The sequence below is a fragment of the Smaragdicoccus niigatensis DSM 44881 = NBRC 103563 genome, from assembly GCF_000380645.1.
GTDB classification, from domain to species: domain Bacteria; phylum Actinomycetota; class Actinomycetes; order Mycobacteriales; family Mycobacteriaceae; genus Smaragdicoccus; species Smaragdicoccus niigatensis.
The window spans coordinates 90,996-114,343 of the sequence record NZ_AQXZ01000009.1; the positions used below are offsets into that span (position 1 = coordinate 90,996).

19 protein-coding genes and 1 tRNA gene are annotated in these 23,348 nt (G+C 64.6%); 14 read left to right on the top strand and 6 right to left on the bottom strand.

The features are described 5' to 3' along the window. Window positions 1-93: 93 nt before the first annotated feature. The 10 genes from F600_RS0102535 (at window position 94) to F600_RS26555 (ending at window position 11,383) form a co-directional block, all read left to right on the top strand. Entirely contained in the window at window positions 94-1,491 is a 1,398-nt protein-coding gene (locus F600_RS0102535; protein WP_018159012.1) for a sugar transferase, read from the top strand. Window positions 1,492-1,563: 72 nt separating this feature from the next. Beyond that, window positions 1,564-2,847: a phosphopyruvate hydratase gene (gene eno, locus F600_RS0102540; RefSeq protein ID WP_018159013.1), complete on the top strand. Its 1,284-nt coding sequence runs from the start codon at window positions 1,564-1,566 to the stop codon at window positions 2,845-2,847. Window positions 2,848-2,861: 14 nt separating this feature from the next. After that, the gene (locus F600_RS26550; protein ID WP_081628671.1) at window positions 2,862-3,587 is read left to right on the top strand and encodes an FtsB family cell division protein; all 726 of its coding nucleotides are present in this window, start codon (window positions 2,862-2,864) and stop codon (window positions 3,585-3,587) included. Further along, window positions 3,584-4,099 carry a DUF501 domain-containing protein gene (locus tag F600_RS0102550; protein ID WP_018159015.1) on the top strand — a complete coding sequence of 172 codons (516 nt, stop codon included), beginning with the start codon at window positions 3,584-3,586 and terminating at the stop codon, window positions 4,097-4,099. Before F600_RS26550 ends, F600_RS0102550 begins: the two co-directional genes overlap by 4 nt. Beyond that, on the top strand, window positions 4,096-5,058 hold the full coding sequence (locus tag F600_RS0102555) for a Ppx/GppA phosphatase family protein (protein WP_018159016.1): 963 nt from the start codon (window positions 4,096-4,098) through the stop codon (window positions 5,056-5,058). Before F600_RS0102550 ends, F600_RS0102555 begins: the two co-directional genes overlap by 4 nt. Window positions 5,059-5,310: 252 nt before the next feature. Continuing rightward, the gene (locus tag F600_RS0102560; protein ID WP_018159017.1) at window positions 5,311-6,612 is read left to right on the top strand and encodes a glycosyltransferase family 4 protein; all 1,302 of its coding nucleotides are present in this window, start codon (window positions 5,311-5,313) and stop codon (window positions 6,610-6,612) included. A gap of 63 nt (window positions 6,613-6,675) precedes the next feature. Further along, window positions 6,676-7,629: a hypothetical protein gene (locus F600_RS0102565; RefSeq protein ID WP_020411021.1), complete on the top strand. Its 954-nt coding sequence runs from the start codon at window positions 6,676-6,678 to the stop codon at window positions 7,627-7,629. A 33-nt stretch (window positions 7,630-7,662) separates the two neighbouring features. Continuing rightward, on the top strand, window positions 7,663-8,835 hold the full coding sequence (locus F600_RS0102570; protein ID WP_018159022.1) for a glycosyltransferase family 4 protein: 1,173 nt from the start codon (window positions 7,663-7,665) through the stop codon (window positions 8,833-8,835). Further along, window positions 8,832-10,064: a glycosyltransferase gene (locus F600_RS0102575; RefSeq protein WP_018159023.1), complete on the top strand. Its 1,233-nt coding sequence runs from the start codon at window positions 8,832-8,834 to the stop codon at window positions 10,062-10,064. Before F600_RS0102570 ends, F600_RS0102575 begins: the two co-directional genes overlap by 4 nt. A 50-nt stretch (window positions 10,065-10,114) precedes the next feature. Beyond that, window positions 10,115-11,383, top strand: coding sequence for a SaeA-related protein (locus F600_RS26555; protein WP_018159024.1), 1,269 nt, complete (start codon window positions 10,115-10,117; stop codon window positions 11,381-11,383). On the opposite strand, the gene F600_RS0102585 is transcribed toward F600_RS26555, so the two are convergent. The 5 genes from F600_RS0102585 to F600_RS0102605 are packed head-to-tail and all read right to left on the bottom strand — an operon-like array spanning window position 11,380 to window position 17,691. Then, window positions 11,380-12,315 carry a hypothetical protein gene (locus tag F600_RS0102585; protein WP_245541456.1) on the bottom strand — a complete coding sequence of 312 codons (936 nt, stop codon included), beginning with the start codon at window positions 12,313-12,315 and terminating at the stop codon, window positions 11,380-11,382. The two genes, F600_RS26555 and F600_RS0102585, sit on opposite strands and share 4 nt — an antisense overlap. After that, complete coding sequence (locus F600_RS0102590; protein WP_018159026.1) at window positions 12,302-13,519, bottom strand: glycosyltransferase family 4 protein; 1,218 nt, start codon at window positions 13,517-13,519, stop codon at window positions 12,302-12,304. Before F600_RS0102590 ends, F600_RS0102585 begins: the two co-directional genes overlap by 14 nt. After that, on the bottom strand, window positions 13,500-15,506 hold the full coding sequence (locus F600_RS26560) for an O-antigen ligase family protein (protein ID WP_018159027.1): 2,007 nt from the start codon (window positions 15,504-15,506) through the stop codon (window positions 13,500-13,502). Before F600_RS26560 ends, F600_RS0102590 begins: the two co-directional genes overlap by 20 nt. Then, complete coding sequence (locus F600_RS26565) at window positions 15,506-16,210, bottom strand: YveK family protein (protein WP_018159028.1); 705 nt, start codon at window positions 16,208-16,210, stop codon at window positions 15,506-15,508. The genes F600_RS26560 and F600_RS26565 overlap by 1 nt, the downstream gene beginning before the upstream one ends. Continuing rightward, the gene (locus F600_RS0102605) at window positions 16,207-17,691 is read right to left on the bottom strand and encodes a lipopolysaccharide biosynthesis protein (protein WP_156024376.1); all 1,485 of its coding nucleotides are present in this window, start codon (window positions 17,689-17,691) and stop codon (window positions 16,207-16,209) included. Before F600_RS0102605 ends, F600_RS26565 begins: the two co-directional genes overlap by 4 nt. 306 nt (window positions 17,692-17,997) lie before the next feature. Between F600_RS0102605 and F600_RS30020 the strand changes: the two genes are divergently transcribed. From F600_RS30020 to F600_RS0102625, 4 genes are all read left to right on the top strand, one after another. After that, window positions 17,998-19,149 (top strand): acyltransferase family protein, encoded by a 1,152-nt coding sequence (locus F600_RS30020; RefSeq protein ID WP_162141377.1) that lies wholly within the window; start codon window positions 17,998-18,000, stop codon window positions 19,147-19,149. Between the two features lie 50 nt (window positions 19,150-19,199). Beyond that, window positions 19,200-19,273, top strand: a tRNA-Leu gene (locus F600_RS0102615). A gap of 219 nt (window positions 19,274-19,492) precedes the next feature. Further along, window positions 19,493-21,634, top strand: coding sequence for an acyltransferase family protein (locus F600_RS30025; RefSeq protein WP_018159031.1), 2,142 nt, complete (start codon window positions 19,493-19,495; stop codon window positions 21,632-21,634). Window positions 21,635-21,811: 177 nt separating this feature from the next. Continuing rightward, window positions 21,812-22,552: a hypothetical protein gene (locus F600_RS0102625; protein ID WP_018159032.1), complete on the top strand. Its 741-nt coding sequence runs from the start codon at window positions 21,812-21,814 to the stop codon at window positions 22,550-22,552. Between the two features lie 158 nt (window positions 22,553-22,710). Here F600_RS0102625 and F600_RS31840 read toward each other — a convergent pair. Further along, window positions 22,711-23,348: HNH endonuclease signature motif containing protein (locus F600_RS31840; RefSeq protein ID WP_018159033.1), on the bottom strand; the 638-nt coding region annotated here is incomplete at its 5' end.

The window sequence follows — 23,348 nt, forward strand, 5'->3', positions numbered from 1 at the left end:
GTGATACTTGTCACAAGCGCCTGACGCTAATAACTGGCAACTGCATTCCGAAATCACATTGAGGGAATTTCGCAGGTCAAACTCCGGGGGGTTGTGTTGGCGACTCGTGAGATCGGCATCTTCCACTTCGATCGTCGACGTAGCAGTCAGCGGTCGGAAACGCGCATCACCCGTCGAGTACGGATCCTCATCGTGCTGGGCGCGGCGCTGTTGGAATCGGGCGCGGTCTTTGTTGCAGTCGCACTGCTCGCCGGGGTACTTCCCGGGGCGATCGTGGCCGCCAGCCTGCTCGTGATGCTCGTGGCGACTCGCCGCAGCCGGGACCGTCTCAACCTTCTCGTGCTCGACGACCTGGGCGCGATGGTGATCATGTGCTCAGCCGCCGCGTTCCTGGCTTGGATGGTGGTGCCGGACTTCGGCGGAACGCATCCGGCGCTCGTGGTTCTGGCGACGATCGTCGCCAGTTTCGTGGTGCGCGGTCTGACGTACGTCGTTCGCCGCCGAATGCAGGCCTCGCGCCGACTGCTGAAGAACACCATCGTCGTCGGCGGTGGCATGGTTGCCGCCGAACTCGTGGCCTCGATGGAGACGAACCCGAGCATGGGGCTGCGTCCCGTCGCGATGCTCGACGACTTTCCGATGGACAAAGCCACGTCGTCCGACGTGCCGGTGCGGCCGATGCAGCAATTCGAGCCGGGCTACATCGAACAGGAGGGGGTCGACGTCGTCATCGTCGCATTCTCCGGACTGCGTGAGCCCGACATGCTCGGCATGCTGCGACTGTTCGACAAGGCCGAGTGCGAGATCTACATCGTGCCGCGGCTCTTCGAGTACGCGAGTGTCAGCGGAGACATGGACCATATCCGCGGAATTCCGCTGGTCCGGGTCCGCCGTCTGGCGCACCGCACTCTCACCTGGCGCCTCAAGCGGGCTTCGTCCTTCCTGCTGTCCCTGTCGGCCATCGTCTTCTTGTCGCCGGTCCTGGGCGCCGTCGCGCTCGCGGTGTGGCTGCAGGACCGGTCGGCGCCGATCCTGTTCCGTCAGACCCGCATCACCGAGAACGCGTCAGAATTCACGATCCTGAAATTCCGCTCGATGAAGCCGGCGAACGAAAACGAATCGGCGACCAAGTGGAATATCGCCAACGACGACCGACTCGGCAAGCTCGGACGATTCCTCCGCAAAACCTCTCTCGACGAATTGCCGCAACTCTTCAACGTGCTCAGGGGCGACATGGATCTCGTCGGCCCGCGTCCGGAGCGCCCGCACTTCGTGAAGCAGTTCTCGCAGGACATTCCGGGCTACGGCGCTCGTCACCGAATTCCGGCCGGATTGACCGGTTGGGCCGCGATTCACGGCCTCCGCGGCGACACGTCTTTGTTCGAGCGAGCGGTTTACGACAACTACTACATCGAGAATTGGAGCCTTTGGCTCGACTTCAAGATCATGATTCGCACCTTGATGGTGGTTTTGCGGCGCACCGGCGGCTGATTTCCCGCGAGCGTCGCTCGGCACGATAGGCTCACCCAGTAGGTTTTTGCCGTCATCAAGGGAGGACGTCTCGTGGCGATCATCGAGCAGATCACCGCTCGGGAGATCCTCGACTCGCGGGGTAACCCGACTGTCGAGGTCGAAGTTGGTCTGGAGGACGGCACGTGGTCGCGTGCAGCCGTCCCGTCTGGCGCCTCCACCGGTGAACACGAGGCCGTCGAACTCCGCGATGGCGACAAGCGCTACGGCGGCAAGGGCGTCCAGAAGGCTGTCGACGGCGTCAACAAGGAGATCGCCGCCGAACTCAAGGGCTTCGACGTCATCGAGCAGCGCCGTATCGACCAGATCCTGCTGGACCTCGACGGCACGCCGGACAAGTCCCGCCTCGGTGCCAACGCGCTCCTGGGTGTCTCGCTCGCGGTGGCGCGTGCCGCTGCTGAGTCGACCGGCCTCGAACTCTTCCGCTACATCGGTGGACCGAACGCACGCGTCCTTCCGGTCCCGATGATGAACATTCTCAACGGTGGCGCGCACGCCGACACCGGTGTGGACGTCCAGGAATTCATGGTCGCCCCAATCGGCGCTCCGACCTTCAAGGAGTCGCTGCGCTGGGGCACCGAGGTCTACCACTCGCTCAAGTCGGTTCTGAAGTCGAAGGGTCTCTCGACCGGACTCGGTGACGAGGGCGGCTTTGCGCCCGACGTCGCGGGCACCAAGGAAGCGCTCGACATCATCAGCCAGGCCATCGACAAGACCGGCCTCAAGCTCGGCTCGGATGTCGTGCTGGCTCTCGACGTTGCCGCCACGGAGTTCTACACCAAGGGCCAGGGCTACAAGTTCGAGGGAAGCGTTCGGAGCGCCGCGGAGATGTCCGCGTTCTACGCCGACCTGCTCACCCAGTACCCGCTCGTGTCGATCGAGGACCCGCTCGACGAAGACGACTGGGATGGCTGGGTTTCGCTGACCGGGGAGATCGGCGACAAGATCCAGCTCGTCGGTGACGACCTCTTCGTCACGAACCCGGAGCGCCTTCTCGAGGGCATCAACCGGGGCGCGGCCAACGCTCTGCTCGTGAAGGTCAACCAGATCGGCACGCTGACCGAGACCCTGGACGCCGTCGACCTCGCGCACCGCAGCGGCTACATGACGATGATGAGCCACCGCTCGGGCGAGACCGAAGACACCACGATCGCGGACCTCGCGGTCGCGGTCGGCAGCGGTCAGATCAAGACCGGCGCGCCGGCTCGAAGCGAGCGCGTCGCCAAGTACAACCAGTTGCTGCGCATCGAAGACATGCTCGGTGACGCAGCCCGCTACGCCGGAGACGTGGCCTTCCCGCGCTTCGCCGGAGCCTGACTCCTTAAGTTGTCATGAGCACTCGCGATCGTCGGCGCAGTTCGAGCCCGGGCGGTGAATCGGTCAGGCGGGCTCGGCGAGACGATCGCGAGTCCGCTCGTGAGCGATCTCCCCGGGCCCGGCAGGCTGCCCCCGATGCCCCGGGCAAGCGCGCCGGAAGCATGACCGGCAAGTCTTCTCGAGCTGGCGGAAAGCGCAGCGAGGAGGGGGCCTTCGCCGCCCTCCGTTGGCGTCGTCCGTCGTCGGGAAGCGCTGACCGCGGTTCCCGAGGACCGGCGTCCCGTGGCCTCGCGATCGTCCAGCAGCGGCTGCCGCGTGTGCTCATCCCGCGGCGCACCGACTCCGGTGGGGAGCGCACCGTATTCGGCATGGCGGCGAGCCGTGCCGTGGCGTTCGCGGTCGTGCTGTCGTGCCTGGTCCTGACGCTGACGGTGCCGCTGCGGACATTCTTCACGCAGCAGTCGCAGGCGGATCAACTTGCCGAACAGAAGCAGGAGATCCAGCACGAGATCGAGCAACTCAAGGAACGTCAGGTTCAGCAACAGGATCCGGCATACATCGAGCAGGAGGCCCGCCGACGGCTCGGCCTGGTGAAGCCGGGGGAGATTGCGTACAAGGTGCAGCTGCCCGGTGCCTACGAAGCGGAGCTGGAGAAGTTGCGGCGGCCGGCGGAGGCAGCACCGGTGTGGTACTCGGAGCTGTGGAAGTCGATTTCGCACCCCACGGGAGTTGGCTGGTGACCGGAGTTTCCGAAGCTGATCTGGCCGCCGTTGGGGCGCAGCTCGGTCGGGAGCCGCGTGGTGTTCTCGAGATCGCATACCGTGCGCCGGACGGAGTTCCGGGAGTCGTGAAGACGGCCCCGCGCCTCCCGGACGGCACTCCATTTCCGACGTTGTACTACCTCACCGACCCACGCCTCACGGCGGAGGCGAGTCGGCTCGAGTCCGCGGGTGTCATGCGGGACATGCAGGAGCGTCTGGCCGCAGACCCCGCGGTTGCCGCCGCGTATCGGCGCGCGCACGAGTCCTACCTCGCCGAGCGGAACGCGATCGAGTCGCTGGGTACCGATTTCTCCGGCGGCGGAATGCCGGATCGCGTGAAGTGCCTGCACGTCCTGATCGCGCATTCTCTCGCGAAGGGGCCGGGCGTCAATCCGTTCGGCGACGAGGCAGTGGCGCTGGCCGCGCGCTCGGGCCTGCGCGGAACGGCAATTCCGGCGGATTGGCCCGACACAGAGTACGGAGAACGATGAGCAAGCCGTTCCGGCGGATCGCCGCGGTCGACTGCGGCACGAACTCGATTCGCCTGCTCATCTCGGACGTTCTGGACGGTGAACTGCTGGGCGATGTGCATCGCGAGATGCGCGTCGTGCGGCTCGGGCAGGGCGTCGACGCGAACGGTGCCTTCGCGCCTGAGGCGATCGATCGGACCCGAACCGCGTTGCGCGATTACGTCGGCCTGATGATCGAGGCCGGGGTCGACGCGGTGCGGATGGTCGCTACGTCGGCGGCACGCGATGCGTCGAACCGGGACGAATTCTTTGAGATGACGCGGCATGAGCTAGGCCGTGTGGTGTCCGGCGCCGTAGCGGAAGTCATCAGCGGCGACGAGGAAGCTCGGTTGTCGTTCTCGGGAGCCGTCGGCCAGCTCGATTCCGCCGACGGCCCGTTTGTGGTCACCGATCTCGGTGGCGGTTCGACGGAGTTGGTCCTCGGCGACAGCGACGGAGTCAAGGCCGCGTACTCGGCGGACATCGGTTCCGTCCGCATCACCGAGCGCACTCTGCCGTCTGATCCGCCGACGGCGGCCGAGATCGAGGCCGCACGCGCGTTCGCCGCCGAGCGACTGGCCGAGGCGTTCGGCCGGGTTCCGGTCGAAGGCGCGAAGACCTGGGTCGGTGTGGCCGGCACGATCACGACGCTCGCCGCGTTGGCGCTGGAACTGCCCGCGTACGACCCGCAGCAGGTGCATCTGTCCCGGTTCGACTTGTCGACGATCGAGGCCTTGTGTGCGCGAGTTGTTGGTATGAACCACGCCGAGCGGGCGGCACATGCGGTGATCCACCCCGGTCGAGTCGACGTCATCGGTGGTGGAGCGGTCATCACGACGGTCCTGGCTGAAGAATTCGCACGCCGGTCGGCGATCGACTCTCTGGTGGTCAGCGAGCACGACATTCTCGACGGAATTGCCATGTCAATCCTCGCTCGATAGTGACGTGGGTCACATCCATCGGTAAAATCGAAGTGGTCAACGAGGGTGAAGGTAAGGGGTCCCGACCGCCTAGCGCGACGGCCCGACCCGATCTGAAGTAAAGCCCCGGTGGTCGTTCCCGCGCCTCAGCCTCGCGGGTCCGGCCACCGGGGTTTTCTCTGAGTTACCCCGGTCACGCACCTGCTTCATCGCTGCGCCGTTCGGCCCGAATTGTGCAAGAGTTTGAAGGAGTCCATTAAAAACTGCCCGAAGGTGGCCCGATTGACGAACAAGCGTGTGGCGATCGTCAGTGCTGTTGATCCCTACCCTGTGGATGCCGGCAAGAAGGTCGTTCTCGCGGGCGTCATCGACTATCTCATCGATCGCTTCGGTGCGGACAACGTGCATTATGTGCTGCTGGGGAGCGGCGACAACGCGACTTTCCCGGTGCACCTGCACGAGGTGCCGTTGCCCGGCCGCAAGGCGGTATTGGGCAGTCTCGCGTCGCGCACTCTGACTGGCCGCGCGAGCCTTCAGGAGTCGTTTCTCTATTCGCGCCGCACGCGACGGGCGATCGAGCAGGTGATGGCGGAGATCGGCCCGGACGTCGAAATCTACGACACCATCCGGATGGCGCAGTACGTTCGGCGGCCGAAGCCGCATCAGGTCTGCTACCTCGACGACCTGTTCTCCGAGCGCTATGCCGCCATGCTCGACGCGGCAAAACGTCACGCGGGTGTGGAGATCCGGCCGCTCGGCAACTTCGCGGCCCACATTCCCGCGTCGATTCGTCCGCTCGCCGACCGTCCGCGATTCCAGCGCGGACTTCTGCGCGCCGAGCGCCGCCTGGTGGCCTCCAGCGAGAACCGGGTCGCGCGTCGATTCGAGCGCAGCGTGCTGGTGAATGCGCGCGAGGCGGGCGTCCTGCAGAAGCGTTCCGGGGCACCGGCATCGCACGTGGGCGCGATCTCTCCGCTGGTCCCGGACCGAGTCACTCCACGGCGGTTCACGGGGGCTCCCGTGTTCGTCTTCCTGGGTCTGCTGTCGCTCCCGCACAACGACGACGGGATCAAGAACTTCCTGGCGCAGACGTGGCCCGTGGTTCTCGAGCGCGAACCGAATGCCAAGTTGCGGATCATCGGGAAGGAACCAGGGGAGGCTCTGACGAGTCTCGTGGCCGGGTTCCCGGACTCCGTCGCCCTTGAGGGTTATGTGCCCGATCTCGGCGAAGCGCTCGGCACGGCGGTGGCGATGTTGAACACCTTGCGCTTCGGTTCCGGCATCAAGCTGAAGGTCATCGAGGCCCTTCGTGCGGGGCTTCCGGTGGTGTCCACTGCCATTGGCTCGGACGGCATCGCCGTGGGAGCCGAATTCGGGATCGTCGGCGCCGAGGATCCGGCCGCCATCGCGACGGCGATGCTGGAACTGTGCGACGTGGAACGGAATCGAGAGGTCTCCGCGGCGGCCCGCCGCCACTATGTTGAGACATATTCGCGAGAAGCCGTTTTCGCGCAGTACGACAAACAGTTGCTGCCGCCTGGTATTGCCCTCGGCGTGTCGTCGAATCGGCCGTAACGATAGGGTCAAGCCGGTCCCAAAACGGACGAGACCGATAGGTCTGTTTCTCATACTCCTTTCATGTGGAATCGAGCCTCGGAAGTCATCAAACGCCGGACAAGCGGCGCCTTCAAGACCACTGCTTTGGCTGCTGTGATGATGGTGGCCTGGCCCCAGAGTGCGATCGCGGCGACCGCAGCCAGCCCGTTCGCGCCGACCAGCCCATGGAACACGGCAGTTCCAGCCAGTCCTCAGATCGATCCCAACAGCGCGGCGATGATCGCCTACGCCACCCGGAACAACATGGTGACCTCGATCCTGTACGAGTACTCGCAGCCGATCTACGTCGTCGACGCCTCGACGCCGCGCTATACCGTCACGTGCACGATCAAGAACTGGGGCACCTGCCCGTTCCAGGGCAAGTCGGTTCCCATTCCGGTGGGCGCCAAGCCCTCGACGGGATCAGACGGAGCGCTGATCACCATCGACGAGACCGCGCAGAAGACGTACGAGTTCTGGCAGGCGAAGTTCAGCAAGGGTAAGTGGACGGCCAGTTGGGGTGCCGTGAACGACCTCGGAGGCTCGGGGTGGCAAGGTGCCGCGACCGGTGCCGGGGCGTCGCGACTGGGCGGTGCGGTCCGGGTCGCGGACATTGCGAACGGAACCATTCCGCACGCGCTGCAGTTGGTCATCGACAACGCGTGTAAGACCGTGTTCCGGGCACCGGCGACGAAGACCGACGGTGTCTCGACCCGAACGGACTGCATCCCAGAGGGTGCGCGCATTCAACTCGATCCGACGATCGACTTGAGCCAGTATTCGATGCCCGCAGGCGTTCGCGTCGTCGCCCGCGCCCTGCAGCAATACGGTGGTTATGTCGTCGACAAGGGTGGCGCACCACTGGGCGTCGTCTTCGAGCGCGCCCCCGATGCCACGTCGAACTTCACCGGCTCGGTGTACAACAACGCGGGATTCATGTGGGATTACTTCGGCATGACCGGGTTCCCGTTGAACAAGCTACGCGTTCTGAACTAAGCGGACCTGTCGGCGGCTTAGTACCCTGAACTGGTGACTTCAGCAAACAGTCGGCTGCGCGTCCTGACCGTCATCGACGGCTTCCGGATGGGTGGGGCGGAGACTCTTCTCGCCCCACTCGTCGTCGCGGCGCCGGACGCGGACTTGGACCTCGAGCTCGTCGGTATCTCGGGCGAAGAAGTGAACGCGCCCAAGACAATTGAGATCCTCCGACGGGTCGGTATCGAGCCGCGGTCGTTGGGTGTTCGACGACTGCTGGATCCCATGGCGTTGCCGCGACTAGTACGGGAGATCAAGCGGTCCGACTGCGACGTCGTGCACGCCCATCTCGAGATGGCGATGAGCCTGGCCGTACCGGCTGGGCTCATTGCCGGTAAGCCGGTGGTGTGTACTTTCCATCACGTTCACCGGCCGCTCGACGGGCGCGCGGCCAAGCGGGAGAAGGTCGCCGTCGCGGCTGCGTCGCGGTCGGCGCGCGCGATCTTCGTCTCCAACGCCTCCCGGATCTCGTTCCAGGAGGCCTACCGCCCGAAGGGCCTTCCGGCGAACTGGGAGGTCGTCCACAACGGCATCGACATCAGCGACTTCGCTCCCGGAGCGCCGGACCCGAAGGTGCGCGCGGAGCTCGCCGGGTCTTCGGAACTGCTCGTCGTGCTCGCGGCTGCCTTCCGTGACTTCAAGGGAATTCCCGTCGCGATCGACGCATGGAAGACCGTCAGCGAGCAGTTTCCGAATGCCAAGCTCGCGCTCGTCGGCGGCGGCGAGTTCGAGGCACAACTGCGCAAGCAGGTCGACGACCTCGGCCTCGCTGATCGCGTCACGTTCGCCGGCGTTCGCGCGGACATGCCAGACGTCTATCGGGCCGCGGATGTCATCGTCCTGCCGTCGATCTACGGCGAGAATCTGCCCACGGTCCTCATCGAGGCGGGAGCATCCGGCCGACCCGTCGTGGCGACTCGCGTGGGCGGTATCCCCGACATCGTCGCGGACGGAGAGACCGGACTCTTGGTCGCACCGAGCGACCCCGCCGACCTGGCTGCCGCGCTGGTGAAGCTCCTGTCGGACTCGGCCCTTCGGGAGCGTCTGGGGGCCGCCGGCACCGAACGCATCCGCAAGGAATTCTCCGCCAACGCGTGGGTGACCCATCTTCGTGCGGTCTACGAAGCGGCGATCGCCGGAAAGAAGAAGCGGAAGAAGCGCTCGTGACGACGACCTCCGGGCTGCACGTCGAGTACCTGGTCTCGCGGTTTCCCCGCACGTCGGAGACGTTCATCGTCCGCGAACTCGATGCGCTGGCGCGTCGACCGGGAACTGAGGTCGGTGTTCGATCGCTGTTCTCGTCGCCGGACACGAAGGTCCATGACATCGCCAAGCCGTGGGTGCCCAAGCTGAAGCGACCCTCGCAGGCGCAGGCCTTCCGCGGCTTCTTGTGGGCGCTGGGAACTCATCCCGTTGCCTTGGTCCGGGTTCTCGTTCTCGTCGTCGCCGGGCACCTGCGGAATCCGGGGCTCCTCGCTCGCGCTCTCGTGACCGTCCTGCTGGCCTGCGCACATGCGAAGGACCTCCGCGATCGATCCGGGAACACTCGAATTCACGCGCACTACGCGACGTACCCCGCGCTCGCCGCATGGGTCTGCAAGCAGTTGATCGGAATCCCGTACTCGTTCACCGCGCATGCGCACGACCTTTACGTCGACCGATCGATGCTCGCGACCAAGGTCGACGAAGCCGACCTCGTCGTGACGATCTCGCAGTTCAATCGCAAGCTCATCGCCGAATCCTGCCCGAATACCGACACTGCGGTCGACGTCATCCACTGCGGAATCGACACCTCCCGCTACGACTTCCGGCCGCGTGCGGCGGCTGCGTCCGGGACGATCCGCGTCCTGACCGTCGCCTCGCTCCAGGAGTACAAGGGCCACTCGGTACTACTTCGCGCGCTCGCGCTCGGTGGCCCGGTCATGGACCGGATCGAGCTCGAATTGATCGGTGGCGGAGAACTTCTCGATGAGCTGACCGCGCTCGCCGCCGAGTTGGGCCTCGCCGATCGGGTGAACTTCCGCGGAAGTTGCACCGAGGACGAGGTGCGGGCGGCCCTGGCTGGCTGCGATCTTTTCGTCCTGCCGAGCATCGTGGCGAGCGACGGCCAGATGGAAGGTCTCCCGGTCGCGCTGATGGAAGCCCTGGCATGTGGAGCGCCGACGGTGTCGACGCGACTGTCGGGCATCCCGGAGCTGGTCATCGACGGAGTCACCGGTTTTCTCGCCGAGCCCGGCGACCCGGTCGGCCTTCGCGACGCGATGACGTCGGCGGTGACGGCGGCCGGAGCGGAGCAGCGATCGGGTGCCGGCCGCAAGCTCGTCGAAGACGAGTTCGAACTTTCCAAGTGCGTCGACGAGTTGGGCGAAAAGTTGGACCGCCTGGCTACCGCATGAACGACTGCTAGCGTTCTGCACCAATGCTCCCCAGTGCTTCTCGGATTGCCATGATCGTCCGAACGACTCTCGTCGTCGGACTCGCCGTTGCCTGCTCGTCGTCGGGCAAGGGCGAGTCGGCGTACGGTCCGAATTTTGGGCGTCCGTTCGCCGATGGGAGCTATTGGAACCGGGCAATCCCGGCCGACGCGGTGCTGGACCCCGCGAGCGCTGCCACCGTGCGCGCGTTGGCGGGTGCTCCAGGGATTCGCGGTGCGGCGCTGTACGCCTTCGGAATCCCGATTTACGACGCCTTCGAGGACACCCCATACGCCGAAGTCACCTGCACGGAACAGTGGGGACACTGTCCGCTTCCGTCCCGGATTCGGATTCCCGTCGACGCTCGTCCGCATACCGGGTCCGACGGCGCGATGGTTGTCATCGACTGGACGGAAGGCGCCGCGTACGAGTTCTGGCACGCCAAACGGATCTCGCCCGGAAAGTGGTCGGCCGGTTGGGGTGCCGTGGTCCCGGACGTCGACGAGAGTGACGGCGAAGTCGGCGGTCATGCCACCGCGGCGGAGATGTCGAGGCTCGGCGGGGTCATCCGGGAGCGCGAGATCGCGCGTGGCCGGATCATGCACGCGTTGTCCTTCTCGAGCAGCCTCGCGTGCTCGAACACCTTCCGCGCTCCGGCGCACAAGACCGATGGCACGTCTACTTCGCCGAACTGCATTCCGGAAGGCACCCGGCTGCAGCTTGATCCCACCATCGACGTCAACAAGATTCCCGGCATCACGCCGGGGGAGAGAGCCGTCGCCAGAGCGCTGCAGACCTACGGCGGCTACGTCGTCGACACCGGTGGTGCCCCGTTGACGGTGAGCTTCGAACTTCCGGCGACCGCGACGGACACGCATCAAGTTTCGAACGTGTACCGGCAGGCCGGGCTCGAGTGGGACTACTTCGATCTGAAGCACATTCCATGGCAGAAGATGCGAGTCATCGAGTCCTGGGACGGCACCGCAGACACGACCCCGCCGGAGATTCCCGGCAAGCTGCACCAAGGCGAGGTGACGCGCGGATCTGTGGACCTCAGCTGGGCGGCGACGACGGACAATGTCAGTCTCGCGCGCTACGAGGTGGTTCGTGCCGAAGTGAAATCGGGCCAGACACCGACGAATTGGACGGTCGTCGGCACGGTCGGCGTACCGACGACGACATTCACGGACAAGACCGTCCGGCCGGGTGTCCGCTACGTCTACGCCGTCCGCGCGGTCGACCGCTTCGGAAACGTTTCCGATCGGTCGAGGTCGGTCACCGTGACGGTCCCGAAGAGTTAAGGATTCTCGACGGCCAGAACGCGCAGTCGACCCCACGGGATGCCGCCGAACTTGAGGTAGTCGAAGTCCAGGCCCGCTCTCTGGTACACGAGGCCCATGGAATCCAAGCGCGCCTGTGGATCGTGTTCGAAGCGGATGCCCAGCGGCTGACTACCGACGCCCACAACGAAGCCGCCGTAGACCTGGAAAGCGCGAGCGACCATCCGGATTCCCGGCTTCAGATTGAGGGCGTCGAGATCGATCGAAGGGTCGAGTTGGATGTGCGTACCCATCGGAATGCAGTTCGGGGAGGTCGACGTCCCGTCCGCCTTGGTCGCGGGTGGCCGGAACGTCGACGAGCATGCGGCGTTGGTCGTGAGCGCCAACGCATGCGGGATGTTGCCGTTTGCGATTTCCGAGGTCCGGACGATGCCGGAGAGCAGCGAGGCACCGGCACCCGTGGCTCCGCCGCCCCACCCCGAGCCGCCGAGGTCGAGGATCGAGCCGTAGCCGACTTCCCAGCCGGACGCCGTCGGCTTTGCGTGCCAGAGTTCGTAGCTCTTGCCCGCGGCGCGATCCACGATGACCATGACGGCGTCCGCCCCTGGACTGGGCTGCGCGTCGGTCGGAATCGGGACGGTGGTTTTCTTGAACGGGCATTCCCACTGGGGCGTGGTGCAGACGACCTTCACGCGCGGGGTGGACGGGGACGCGTCGTAGACCGGGATCGCATACTCGCGCAGGAGGGCGTTCACGACGTTGTCGGATGCGGTCAGCTGCGCGATCATCGCCGACGACTGCGGATCGATCGCTGCCCCGACCGGAATGGGACGAGTGAACGTGTTCTCCACGTGCGAATTGCCGACGAATCGAACGAGGAACACGGTCGCACCAGCCACGACAACCACCGCGGCGAACACGGCCGCGATGATCATCGCCTTAGTTGCGCGCACGCGCCGCCTCCACACCCTCGATCGACCGCGTGATCCGTTCCGCAGCCACGTCCCACGCATTCTCGACTTCAGCCTTGCCTGCGCGGCCCATCTGCTCGGCGACGTCGGGTGACCGGAGGAGCTTCTCGATCGCGGTCGCGAGCTGCGCCGAGTCGCCTGCCGCCACGACGAGGCCGGTGACCCCGTCGTCGACCGCGGACCCGAGGTCGCCGGTGTCGGATGTTACTACCGGACGGCCGAACGTAAAGGCGAGGTGGATGACACCGCTCTGGCTCGCGCGAATGTACGGCGTGACGACGACGCGGGCCGCTCCAAGAATCGCCGGGACATCTTCGACCGCAACGTAACCGGGCTCGGCCGAGACGTTGCCGATCGCACGTGCCCGGGCGGTGACGGCTTCGGCGTCGATGTCGGCGCCGGCGTTGCCGGACAGCACCAACCGCGCCTCGGGCAGGTTCGCGCGCACGATCTCGAACGCGTCGAGGAGCACGTCGATGCCCTTGTACTGGGTCCAGGTCCCGAAGAAGAGCGCGACGGGTGCGGTCTGACTCACCGCGGTCACGTCCGTGCTGGCCAGCGCCTTCTCCGAACCGTGGGGGATGACCACCACGTCGCAGTTCGGCTGCCACGCGTCGATGACGACCTCGCGGGTGCGCGGGCCGAGAACGAAGGCGACGTCCATCGAGTGCCATGCGGACCGGAACGCTGCGGTGAGGAATCGTCCGGATTTCGGTGTGCTGGTGTCCTTGGCGTCCGATCGCGGAAGCGGTTCGTGCGCGATGATCCCGACGGCCGCGCCGCCGAAGATGCGCAGTTTCAGCGCCCGCGCAATCGCGACCGTGATGGCGGGTTCGAAACTGAAGCGCCAGTGCTGCCACAGCACTGCCCGCGGTCGCGTGGTCAGCAGAACGACCGCGAGAACGATCCAGGCGAACAGCAGTTTGCCGGCGCGATAGGCGCGAAGCGGTACCCGGGCCCACCGCGCTTTGATGTCGGGCCCGCTCGCGGGATGCCACGTCGGTAGGACCGGCCGGACCTCGAAATCGGGATTCGGTGAGCGGAGTTCCGGGTCCGGCCCGGTGATCAGCTGGACTCGTTGGCCCGATTCCGCGAGGGCCTCACCGAGCTGAAAGGCGAACTGGAACAACCCGCCGGACGGCGAGAACTCGACCAGAACGATCGGTTTAGGACGTCGTCTGGACATGCAACTCCTCGGATTTCTTCGGCCGGCGAGTGAAACGATCGGCGACGAATCCGGCGGCCAGCGCGGCGAGGGCACCGATGAGCGCTCCTACCCAGGCGCGCGTCGGACGGTCCCACCCGTTGGTGACCTGAACGTCACCGACCTTCCGGAATGTGTACGAGTTGGTGAGGCCCGCATCCGACAGATGGTGCGTGATCGTCGCGAGGTCGGCGTCGAGTGCTGCCCGAGAATCTGCTTCGGTCAGTCCGTGTGAGCTGATGACGATGATTCCGCGGACGGGGTCGGCGATCGCGTGAATCTTGTTGTCGACGGACATGACCTCGGCGTAGGTCGGAAGAACGTTGTCCCGCGACCGGATGTCGAGCTGGTAGGGCGTGTACCAATCGCCGGTGGGGATGAGCGTCACGTACTGAGTGGCTGTGTAGTCGCGCGTGGACGTCAAGGTCAGAATCGACGCGAACGCGATCACCGAGAGGACGCCGGCCGCGATCAGCGTGGCGCGGCGTTGCAGTTCTTCGAAGAAGTTCTTCCACTCGAACGATTGGCCGTCGGGGTCGTACAGCGTCACGATGCAGGCGAGGGCGAGTACCACTCCGAGCGAGCGCATGTACGCCATGTGGAGGAACACACTCGCGAGCAACCAGCCGAGGAGCCCCGCCGCGAGCGCTGCGAGCATCAGGCGATGCTGCTCGGTAGGACGAGACACAGTGCGCATGATCGGCGGGACGATGAACGCCGCGAAGAACGCGGCCCAGCCGATAAGTCCCGCGATTCCGGTTTCGGCCGCGATCTGCGCGTAGAAGTTGTGCGGCGCGATCGTGGGATGCAGGACTGCCGTGTTGACCAAGCCCGCGTAGTGCGGGACCTGGGAGAGATAGGTGCCCGGCCCGAAACCGAACGCCGGGCGGTCGTGGAACATCGCCCACGCGATCTCCTGCGCCGTGGTGCGGCCGAGGACAGACGGGTCGACGCCGTAGATGTGATCGGTACCGACGTCTTTGAGGAGGGCGAGGAGCCGGTTTCCGACGCCCGGCAGGAACAGCAAGGCGAGCAGCAACGGCGAGAAGGTGATGCCGATCTTCCGTACCTTTGGGCCGCTCAGCGTGACCCAGACACCGAGGGTGACAACTGCGGTGATGTACGTGCCCCGAGATTGAGTCAGGTACATGCCGGCCGGAATCACGAGCGCCGATGCGGTGATGACCCAGAAGAGCACGCGGTTGTTCATTTGGCGGATGACGAGGACCAGTGCAAAGACGATGGGCAGCCCCATCACCAGGTTGCGGCCCCAGAAATTCGAGTCTTCGAGAGGCCCAGCCTGGCGCGGCGTCGTGGTGAGTTCGCCCGAGGCGGCCGTGACGTTGGCGAATCCGCCGAGGTTCGACGTGGCGCCGAAGACGACCTGGTTGACGATCGAAAGTGCACATAGGGCGGCGAGCGGCAGGATGAACGCCAGCGTGAGGGTGATGATCCTTCCGGACATCCGGCCCAGCACGATCAGTACGTACATGAAGAGCAGAGTCGTGCACAAGTTGTAGATCTCGATGCCCGATGTCCCGCGATCGACGCTGCCGAGATAGCCCAGGTACTGGGTGAACAGCAACGCGCCGACTCCCGCGTTCAACCACCACGGCGGGACGAGGGCGGCTCGCGACTCGGGATTACGGCACGCGACCGCGATCGTCAGCAGCCCTAGTGCGAGGCTGCCCTTGACCACCGGAAGGTGGTACGGACCCAGAATCGCCGACAGGTTGATCGTCTCGAGGACGATCATCAAGACCGCGGTCGCCGTGGGGCTGAAGACGAGATGGCGCAGGGCGACGAGGCCTACCGGCATCGCCAAGAGCGCCGCGGCCGCGAGCGTCCCCAGCAGACCGATGTCCGCCACCACCACGACCGCAGCGGCCACGATCGCGGTGACGGCCCATGCCGTCCACGCGATCGGGTCGCGAACGAGCGCGTCGAACCGCGCGAGCGCTCGGTCCATCAGGGTGACGGCGTGGGAATTGCCGCCTCAGTCTTGGCGGCGGGCGTCTTCACCTGAGGAGCTTCGACGACGGGTTCCGGCTCGGGGGACTTCTCATCCGAGTCAGACGTGTCGTTCGTGCGGAAGACCCGGACAAGAACGAAGCCGAGGCCGGCTCCCGCCACGAGTCCGCCGCCGCCGAGCGCGATGAGGAGTTGTTTGGGGGAGCTGCTGGTCCGGACCGCACTGCCCTCGACAGGAGTCACGACGCGCAGGGCGAACGGCCCCGAAATTCCCTGAGCTGTGGTGAGACCCGCATCAAGGGCGTTCTTGAGGACCGCCTCGGCCTCGGCGGGGCTACCCGCGGTGACCTTGGCTTCGATGAGGGTCGTCTCGGGCACTGCACCCACTTCATAGACGACGCCCGACTTGAGTGCGTCCGACGGCAGGAAGCGCGTGCTGCCCAGAACGAGCGCACTCGTGCGGGTCGCCTGGCCGCGGCTCAGAACTTCCCAGAGTCCGGCTTCGGAGACCGGGTCGCTGCGGTCCTCCGGAGTCATCGCGATCGTTGCCGTCGCCTGGTACTTGGCCGGCTGCAGGCTCAGTGCGAATGCAGCGAGCAGACCGACCGCCATGAAGACGAGGGCGAGTGCTGCGATGACCGTCTTCGGACGGTTAGTGACCGCCAGCTTGACGCCAGCGGGGGTGCGAGAACGCTCGCTCATTCATTCCTCCCGGAAGCAGTTGGCGCTTTTTCTTGGCCTGGTCGAAGAACCCTCAGACTATCGCTGATGAGTTGCGGGGAGAGGAGCTTGAGACCGACGCCATACGTGACGGCCGCTAGCGGAACGATTGCCAGCAGCTCGAGAATGTCCGGCCAACTCGTGGTCAATCGAGCCGCCGACCAGGCAACGAGGCCCATCACGATGGCTGCGACGACGGGCGGAATCGCAGCTCGGCCGATGCGAGCGACGGGGACGCCGATCATCGCCCGGACGACCGCGATGCGCAGGACGAGATGGATGCACTCGACGACGATTAGCACGGTCGCGACCATCGTGATGCTCTTGCCGGCCGCCCACCAGATCGGCCCGATCATCACGGTGAACTTGGCGGCGTTGATCGCAGTGAGAACGCCCGGGCGGCCGATCGCCTTGTACACATCGCCGGTGTGGAAGCTGATCGAGTAAATGACGGTGAAGATCGAGAGCATGGCGAGCGGGGCCGCTGCGCCGGCGTACGTGCTGCCGTACAGGACCCCGATGATCTGCGGAGCGACGGCCGCCATACCGAGCCCGATCGGGGCGGTCAGGGCGACGACCACGCCCAGCACCTTCAGGTACTGCGCAGACATTTCGTCGTTGTCGTGCTGGATGCGGGAGAGCGCGCTGAACAGGACATCGCTGATGACGACGCACAGATTGAGGACGATGAGTTCGGGCAGTCGATACGCCAGCGTGTAGAGACCAAGGTCGGTGTCGCCAAGACGGGCGCCGATCGCAAGGTAGTCGACGTTGTAGATCGCAAACGCGAGCAGCGACAGCGCCGATGCCGGGACGCCGAACTTCAGCAGTGCAGATGCCGCCTGGCGGTCGTATCCGAATTCGACGTGTGTGGCGGCGGCTCGCCAGTAAAGGGCCGTCGTGATGATGACCGCAGCGAGTTGACCGTAGACGAGGCTCCACACCCCGATGCCCTGCCAGGCGAGGGCGATCGTGAGAACGGTCTTCGCGATCGCGCCGGCGAACTCGGGAATCAGCCGGGCACGGAAGTCGATCCGGCGGCGCAGAGCCGCGGCGGGGAAGGCTCCGATCGCCGAGATGATGATGCAGATCGCGAGAACCCGGATAAGAGGAGCGAGTTGTTCGTGGCCGATGAGATCTGAGATCGGGCCGGCGACGACGGCAACGATCGCGCCGGTCGCGATGCCGGAGACGACGGTGAGCGTGAGCCCGGTCGGGGCGAGCAGGCGCCACGACGACTGACTTTGGACGAGAGCCGCGCCGACGCCGAGGTCTTTGACGTAGTCGAAGAGGTTGATGACGACGAGTGCGAGGGCGAAGAGACCGAAGTCCGCGGGCGACAGGAGGCGCGCGAGGACGATCGTCATGATGAGGGTCGACGACTTACTGAGTGCGAAGACCAGGTAGTTCCACATCGCCTGGCGGCCCGTCCGGGGGGTGGATTGCTCCGGATTTGTCGGCATCAATCAACCCTCCTCTCGGGCTCGGTGACAGTGGCTGAAGATTTAGTAGAACATGCAAACTTCAATTACGCCGGATCAGAACGTTACAGTCATCCGCGCAATTATGACCGGTATCACATGACTCCTTTATTCGCTGCGTTTCCCAAGGTAGAGGTGCGTTGTGGGTCACCATTGACAAGGGATCTCCGTCGTCTGAACAATGGACAAGACGAGTCTCTCCGGGGAGAGCTTCGATCGGTTGTGATTGTTAACGCATTTGCGCCTGAGGATTTCCGGAGATCTATTTATGCGGCTTATTTGGAGACTGTGATTGCTATCGAGGCAGGTAAGGCTGTCGTGAAGCCGGCCGGCCTCAAGCGCGACCGGTCGATCGATGCGCTGCGTGGACTCGCGGCGATCTTCGTCGTCGCGCACCACGTCATCGGTGAGTCTGTGGACCGCGGCATGGGAGTTGGCAACGGAACGATCTGGCGCTACTTCGAGATCGCGACGGTCGACCTTCGCATGCCTCTGTTCACCGTCCTTTCCGGCCTCGTATACGGCCTCCGGCCGATTCACAGCACAGGGGATCTGCCCAGCTTATTGCGCGGAAAACGGCGCCGCCTGCTGTACCCGATGGTCACCGTTGGGACCGTTGTCTTCCTCTTGCAGGTCTACGTTCCGGGCACCAACAGCAAGCCCGAGCTCTCGTCGTTTTGGCGGATCTATGTCTTCGGGTTTGAACACCTGTGGTTCCTGCAGTCGATCTTCATCATCTTTGTCATCGTCGGATTGCTCGACGCATTCGATGTCATGCGCGATAAGTGGCGTTGGCAAGCCGTAACTGCCACGGCCTTCGGCGCGGCGTTGGTCTTTAGCGTTCCCGCGGCCTGGGACATCTTCAGCCTCAATGGCCTGCTGCGGCTGCTGCCGTTCTTCCTCGCCGGATATGGCCTCGCGCGGTACTCCCGGGAGTTCGACTGGCGGGATGGCGCCGGCTGGTTCGTCGCGTTCGTTGCCGTGTACTCGCTCGACGTCATGAAGTTCCTCGGGCACTTCTCCGGCTCGCACCTCGCGCGAACCAGCATCGCGATCGGTGTGGGTTTGACGGGGGTCATGGTTCTGTTCTCCATCCGTCACTTCATCGAGTGCAAGCCGCTCATCTGGCTCGGCGGCTATTCGATGACCGTTTACCTGCTGCATGGCATCACGGCGCCGGCATCGCGAATCTTGCTCGAGCAGGTCGGCATCACGTCGGATCCGATCGTGTTCATTTGCGGACTCGTCGCCGGCATCGGTGGTCCGATCGTCTTCTACCTGCTGTTCGCGCGGTTCAAACTGATCCGGGTCTACTTCCTCGGGGAAAAAGCACTGCCACCAGCGAAGGCCAAAGTCCAGTCGCCGACGGTCGAGCGACCGACGGTCGAGCCACCGGCGGTCCAGCTACCGGCCAAGGTTGAGCCCGAACCACAGTCCTGAGCCTCTATGCTGAACGCGCCAATTGGCAGTCTCTGTTCGAGTTGCCAGGCGCCCCTATAGCCCAATTGGCAGAGGCAGCAGACTTAAAATCTGCCAAGTGTCGGTTCGAGTCCGACTGGGGGCACAAGCGCGCCACCGGTTTTCGGTTTCTGAAGATAGTTTCTGGGCCTTGCTGACAGGTAGTTGAAAGGTACTTTCATTTCAGCCCTCACGTGTGCTTGTGCCCGAATTGCCAGCGGGGATAACCACGGTGTGGCTCAACGGCTTCCGGGGGCGGACCTGCGAAGATGGCGGCGGCTGCCTTGACGTTGGCGGGCAGTGTTCAACAGATTTCTAAGAGGTCATGCTCAAGGTTCTGGACAGGCCGGTCAGCCAGGACCGCCAACCCGAAGCGATCGTCGCCGACGATCGCCCGCGTCACAGCGTGCGCCTGGACATTCAGGGTCTACGCGCAATCGCTGTCGTTTCGGTGGTGCTCAATCACCTTCTCAACTGGCCATCGGGCGGGTTTGTCGGCGTCGATGTATTTTTCGTCGTCTCGGGTTATCTCATCACCGGACTGCTCTTGCGCGAGCAGCAAAAGAGCAACCGGATTTCGATCGCCGGCTTCTACCGCCGTCGGGTCAAGCGGATCATTCCGGCTGCCGCCCTTGTGCTTTTCCTGACGTGCACGCTGACACCGGTCATCCTTGGCTTCGACCGCGCGCGCACGACCTTCACCGACGGCCTGTGGGCGCTGTTGTTCGTTGGCAACTGGCGGCAGTACTTCGACCGAACGGACTACTTCGGGGCCAGCGCGCAGCCCAGCCCGCTCGAACACTTCTGGTCGCTCGGCGTCGAAGAACAGTTCTATCTTGTATGGCCCTGGCTGCTGATTCTGGTCTTCACTCTCATCCCGACGCGCACGCAGACACAGCTCGCCAAGGCTCGACTGATCGCTTGCGCGACGATGGGGCTGATCGTTGCCGCCTCCTTCACCTGGGCAATTGTTCAGACCGCGTCGAGCTCGCAACAGGCGTACTTCTCGTCGTTCACGCGCGCGTGGGAACTCGGGATCGGCGCACTGGTCGCGATGGGCGCACGGTATACCGCCAAAATTCCCGTGCATTTGCGGCCCACCATCGCGTGGGCCGGCCTCGCCGGCATCATCGCGTGCATCTTCGGCATCGATCCGGAATTGCCGTTCCCGGGTCCGTGGGCCCTGGCGCCGGTCGCGGCGACCGCACTCGTCATCGCAGCCGGGGAGGGCGGTTATCCCGAGCGTCGAGTCTGGGTGCTCAGCAACCCGGTCAGCGGCTTCATCGGCGACATCTCGTACTCGATGTACATCGTGCATCTGCCGGTCATTGTGGTCATGGGCTCGCTGGTTGACACGCGTGAATTGACGTATGCGGTCATTACGCTCGCGCTGATTCTCGCGCTGGCGGTGGCGAGTTACTACCTCGTGGAGGACCCGGTCCGCCGGTCAACGTGGCTGGATCGCCCGTCTCCGGGCCTGCGCCAGATCCGTCATTCCCGCCCGGCGAAGGTGACCGTCGCACTGCTTCTCGCTTACTCGATCGCGATCGTTGGCGTCGCCGCGCACATCCGCTCCGAACCCCAGGAATCCTCGACGATCCCGGCCTATGTCAGCGCGTCGAAGGAAGTGCTGTGTTTCGGCGCAGCGGCTAGGGCAGAACGGAATACCTGCAAACCGATCGACGACCGTAACCTCTACCCGAGTCCGCAGGACGCGTCGGAGCAAAAGTCCAAAATGCTGAGATGCATGGCGAAGTTCGACGCCCCGGCGATGCGCGTGTGCCGACTCGGCGAACGAACCAAACCCAAAATTCGGATCGCACTGATCGGCGACAGTCATGCGAGCACCCTCAACGGTGTGTTGTCGGACGTCGCTGATGAACGAAAGTGGCAACTCGACATTTATGCCGGTGCAGGTTGCCGGCCGGGCGTCGAGTACCGCTGCCCAGGAATGGCCAACGCCCTCGACACCATCAATCGTGAGCATTACGACGTCGTGCTCACGACCGGTTTCTTCGACGCGATGCTGATCTTCGTCGACGGGAAGATTCCGGCAGGCCCGGGGGTTGCACCGTCGATCGCCGCCGCGTGGCAACGCATCATCGACTCCGGCAATCGGCTGATCGTCATCACCGATGTCCCCTCGATCGATCGAGAAACCGTCGATTGCCTGACCCGCGTCACCACAACCATCGACTCGGACTGTTCCGTGCCTCGCGCAGGCGCGCTGCGCCGGACGACATTCGACCGCGCAGTGGAGCTCACCCACGGCGAATCTGTCGTCGACATGACGGACCTATTCTGCGATCAGTCTCGATGTCGAACGATTATTGGAAATGTCATCGTCTACGCCGACATCTTCAGCCATCTGACCGACACCTTCAGCAAGACGTACGGCCGGTACCTTGCTGACGCACTGGAGAAGCGATTCCCCGCTGACACCCATTCGTTTAAATCAAGAAAGTAATTTGGGTTCGGTACCCGGGACCTACAGGTAGGGGGCCGAAAGTAAAACATACCGATCGGTCGAAATCCGATCGGCAGCCCCTTGTCTCGGTCTATGACTGATTTGTGGCGCACGGCGCGTGACAATGGGGTTCTCGAGCGGCGCTAACGAACAATCCAACGCTCTGAGGATCACGTCATGCATCGCTACATCCGCACTACCGCAAGATCGGTTCTCGCCCTCGCCGCGACCTGCGGAACTCTGACGCTCGCCGCGACCGGCACTGCCAGCGCCGACACCCCGATCAATGGCTGCTATGCCAACAGCACCGTCCCAGGCTTCTTCAAACCCGTTTCCGTGTCTATCGGCACCGGCAGTACCTGCACCGCCGACACCGGAACAGGCAACAAAGCCATTGCCCGCAACGGAGGCAACGCAGAAGCAGGTCTCGCTCCCTCCGATAGCGGCAACTACGCCAACGCCAACGGCGGGAGCGCTGTCGCCGGCAACGGGAGCGGCAACGTTGCGACCAACACCGGCAGCGGGTTCGCCCTTGCGGTCGGCTCCAACAACACTTCAACCAACACGGGCAGCGGACAGGCCTTAACGGCCAACGGGAGCAACAACGTCGCGACCAACAACGGGAGCGGGACCGCCCAGGCGCTCGACGGGAACAACAACAGCTCGACCAACAATGGCAGTGGGGTCGCCGCGACGGGTGGCGGGAACAACAACGTCGCGATTAATACCGGCAGCGGGAGCGCCCAGGCGACGGCCGGAAACAACAACCTCGCGATAAACGACGGCAGCGGGTTCGCCGTCGCGAACAACGGAAGCAACAACGTCGCCAAACAGTCAGGCACCGGGTTCGCTCACGCACACGCTCCCACCGGATGCACCGCAGTGAGCACCAACGGCACAGTCGTGAACTGCCCTTAGTCCTAGTCGCCGCTTGTGCCCGTGATCGGCGGCTGCCCGCACTCGTGACCTGACCGCTACATGCTCGAGTGCGAGCGGGTCCACGGACTGCAGTGAGCGCACGCTGATTACCTCCCAGACCGGGGAGGTTGTCGGCATCTTCAGTTGAGGACCGCTCGTCAGAACGGGGGTGGGGAGTCGTCGGGACCCCACTGTCGTTCGCGGTCGCGCTTGTTGAGGGCGCGGTCGGCCTCGGCGCGCTTGGCTCGTCCCTCCAGCCGGGTTTGCTGCTTCGGTCCTGGCGGATCAGGTTCGAGCAGGGCGAGCGGCCCGGTCGCGGGGATCGGGTATTCGAAGCCGAGTGGGCTGATCAGGGTCAACGTTTGTTCGAGTCGCCAGCCGCCGAAGGTTTTGGCGCGGTGGTGCTTGCGGCAGAACGGTCCGAGGTTGAACACACTCGTGTTTTTGCTGGTGGCGTGTGGGTCGCGGTGGTCGAGGTCGGATTCCCAGGCGGGTCGGTCGCAGCCGGGGAACTGGCACGTGCCGTGCAGGGCGCGTACCCAGTCGGCCAACGCTCGTGAGGGCCGGTAGTTGTCTTCGTGTCCGGTGGGTGTTTTGAGGTCGCGGATGATGGCGTCGCGGGCGAGTTCGCGGAGGTGTTCGGCGTCGATGACGCCGAATCCGTCGATCCAGCCGGGTTCGTTGCTGGTGCCGTTGAGGGTTGCGGTGGTGCCGAACGCGTGCACGAGGGGGCGGCGCGGGGTGCCGGCGATCCCGGCTTTGAAGGCACAGTCCGGGTTCTGGCATTGGCAGTCCA

Excerpts from the sequence above, each read along its gene's own strand:
- F600_RS26550 (WP_081628671.1), top strand. The coding sequence starts at position 2,862 with ATGAGCACTCGCGATCGTCGGCGCAGTTCGAGCCCGGGCGGTGAATCG.
- F600_RS0102555 (WP_018159016.1), top strand. The coding sequence starts at position 4,096 with ATGAGCAAGCCGTTCCGGCGGATCGCCGCGGTCGACTGCGGCACGAAC.
- F600_RS0102565 (WP_020411021.1), top strand. The coding sequence starts at position 6,676 with ATGTGGAATCGAGCCTCGGAAGTCATCAAACGCCGGACAAGCGGCGCC.
- F600_RS26555 (WP_018159024.1), top strand. The coding sequence starts at position 10,115 with ATGATCGTCCGAACGACTCTCGTCGTCGGACTCGCCGTTGCCTGCTCG.
- F600_RS0102590 (WP_018159026.1), bottom strand. The coding sequence starts at position 13,519 with ATGTCCAGACGACGTCCTAAACCGATCGTTCTGGTCGAGTTCTCGCCG.
- F600_RS26560 (WP_018159027.1), bottom strand. The coding sequence starts at position 15,506 with ATGGACCGAGCGCTCGCGCGGTTCGACGCGCTCGTTCGCGACCCGATC.
- F600_RS26565 (WP_018159028.1), bottom strand. The coding sequence starts at position 16,210 with ATGAGCGAGCGTTCTCGCACCCCCGCTGGCGTCAAGCTGGCGGTCACT.
- F600_RS0102605 (WP_156024376.1), bottom strand. The coding sequence starts at position 17,691 with ATGCCGACAAATCCGGAGCAATCCACCCCCCGGACGGGCCGCCAGGCG.
- F600_RS30025 (WP_018159031.1), top strand. The coding sequence starts at position 19,493 with ATGCTCAAGGTTCTGGACAGGCCGGTCAGCCAGGACCGCCAACCCGAA.
- F600_RS0102625 (WP_018159032.1), top strand. The coding sequence starts at position 21,812 with ATGCATCGCTACATCCGCACTACCGCAAGATCGGTTCTCGCCCTCGCC.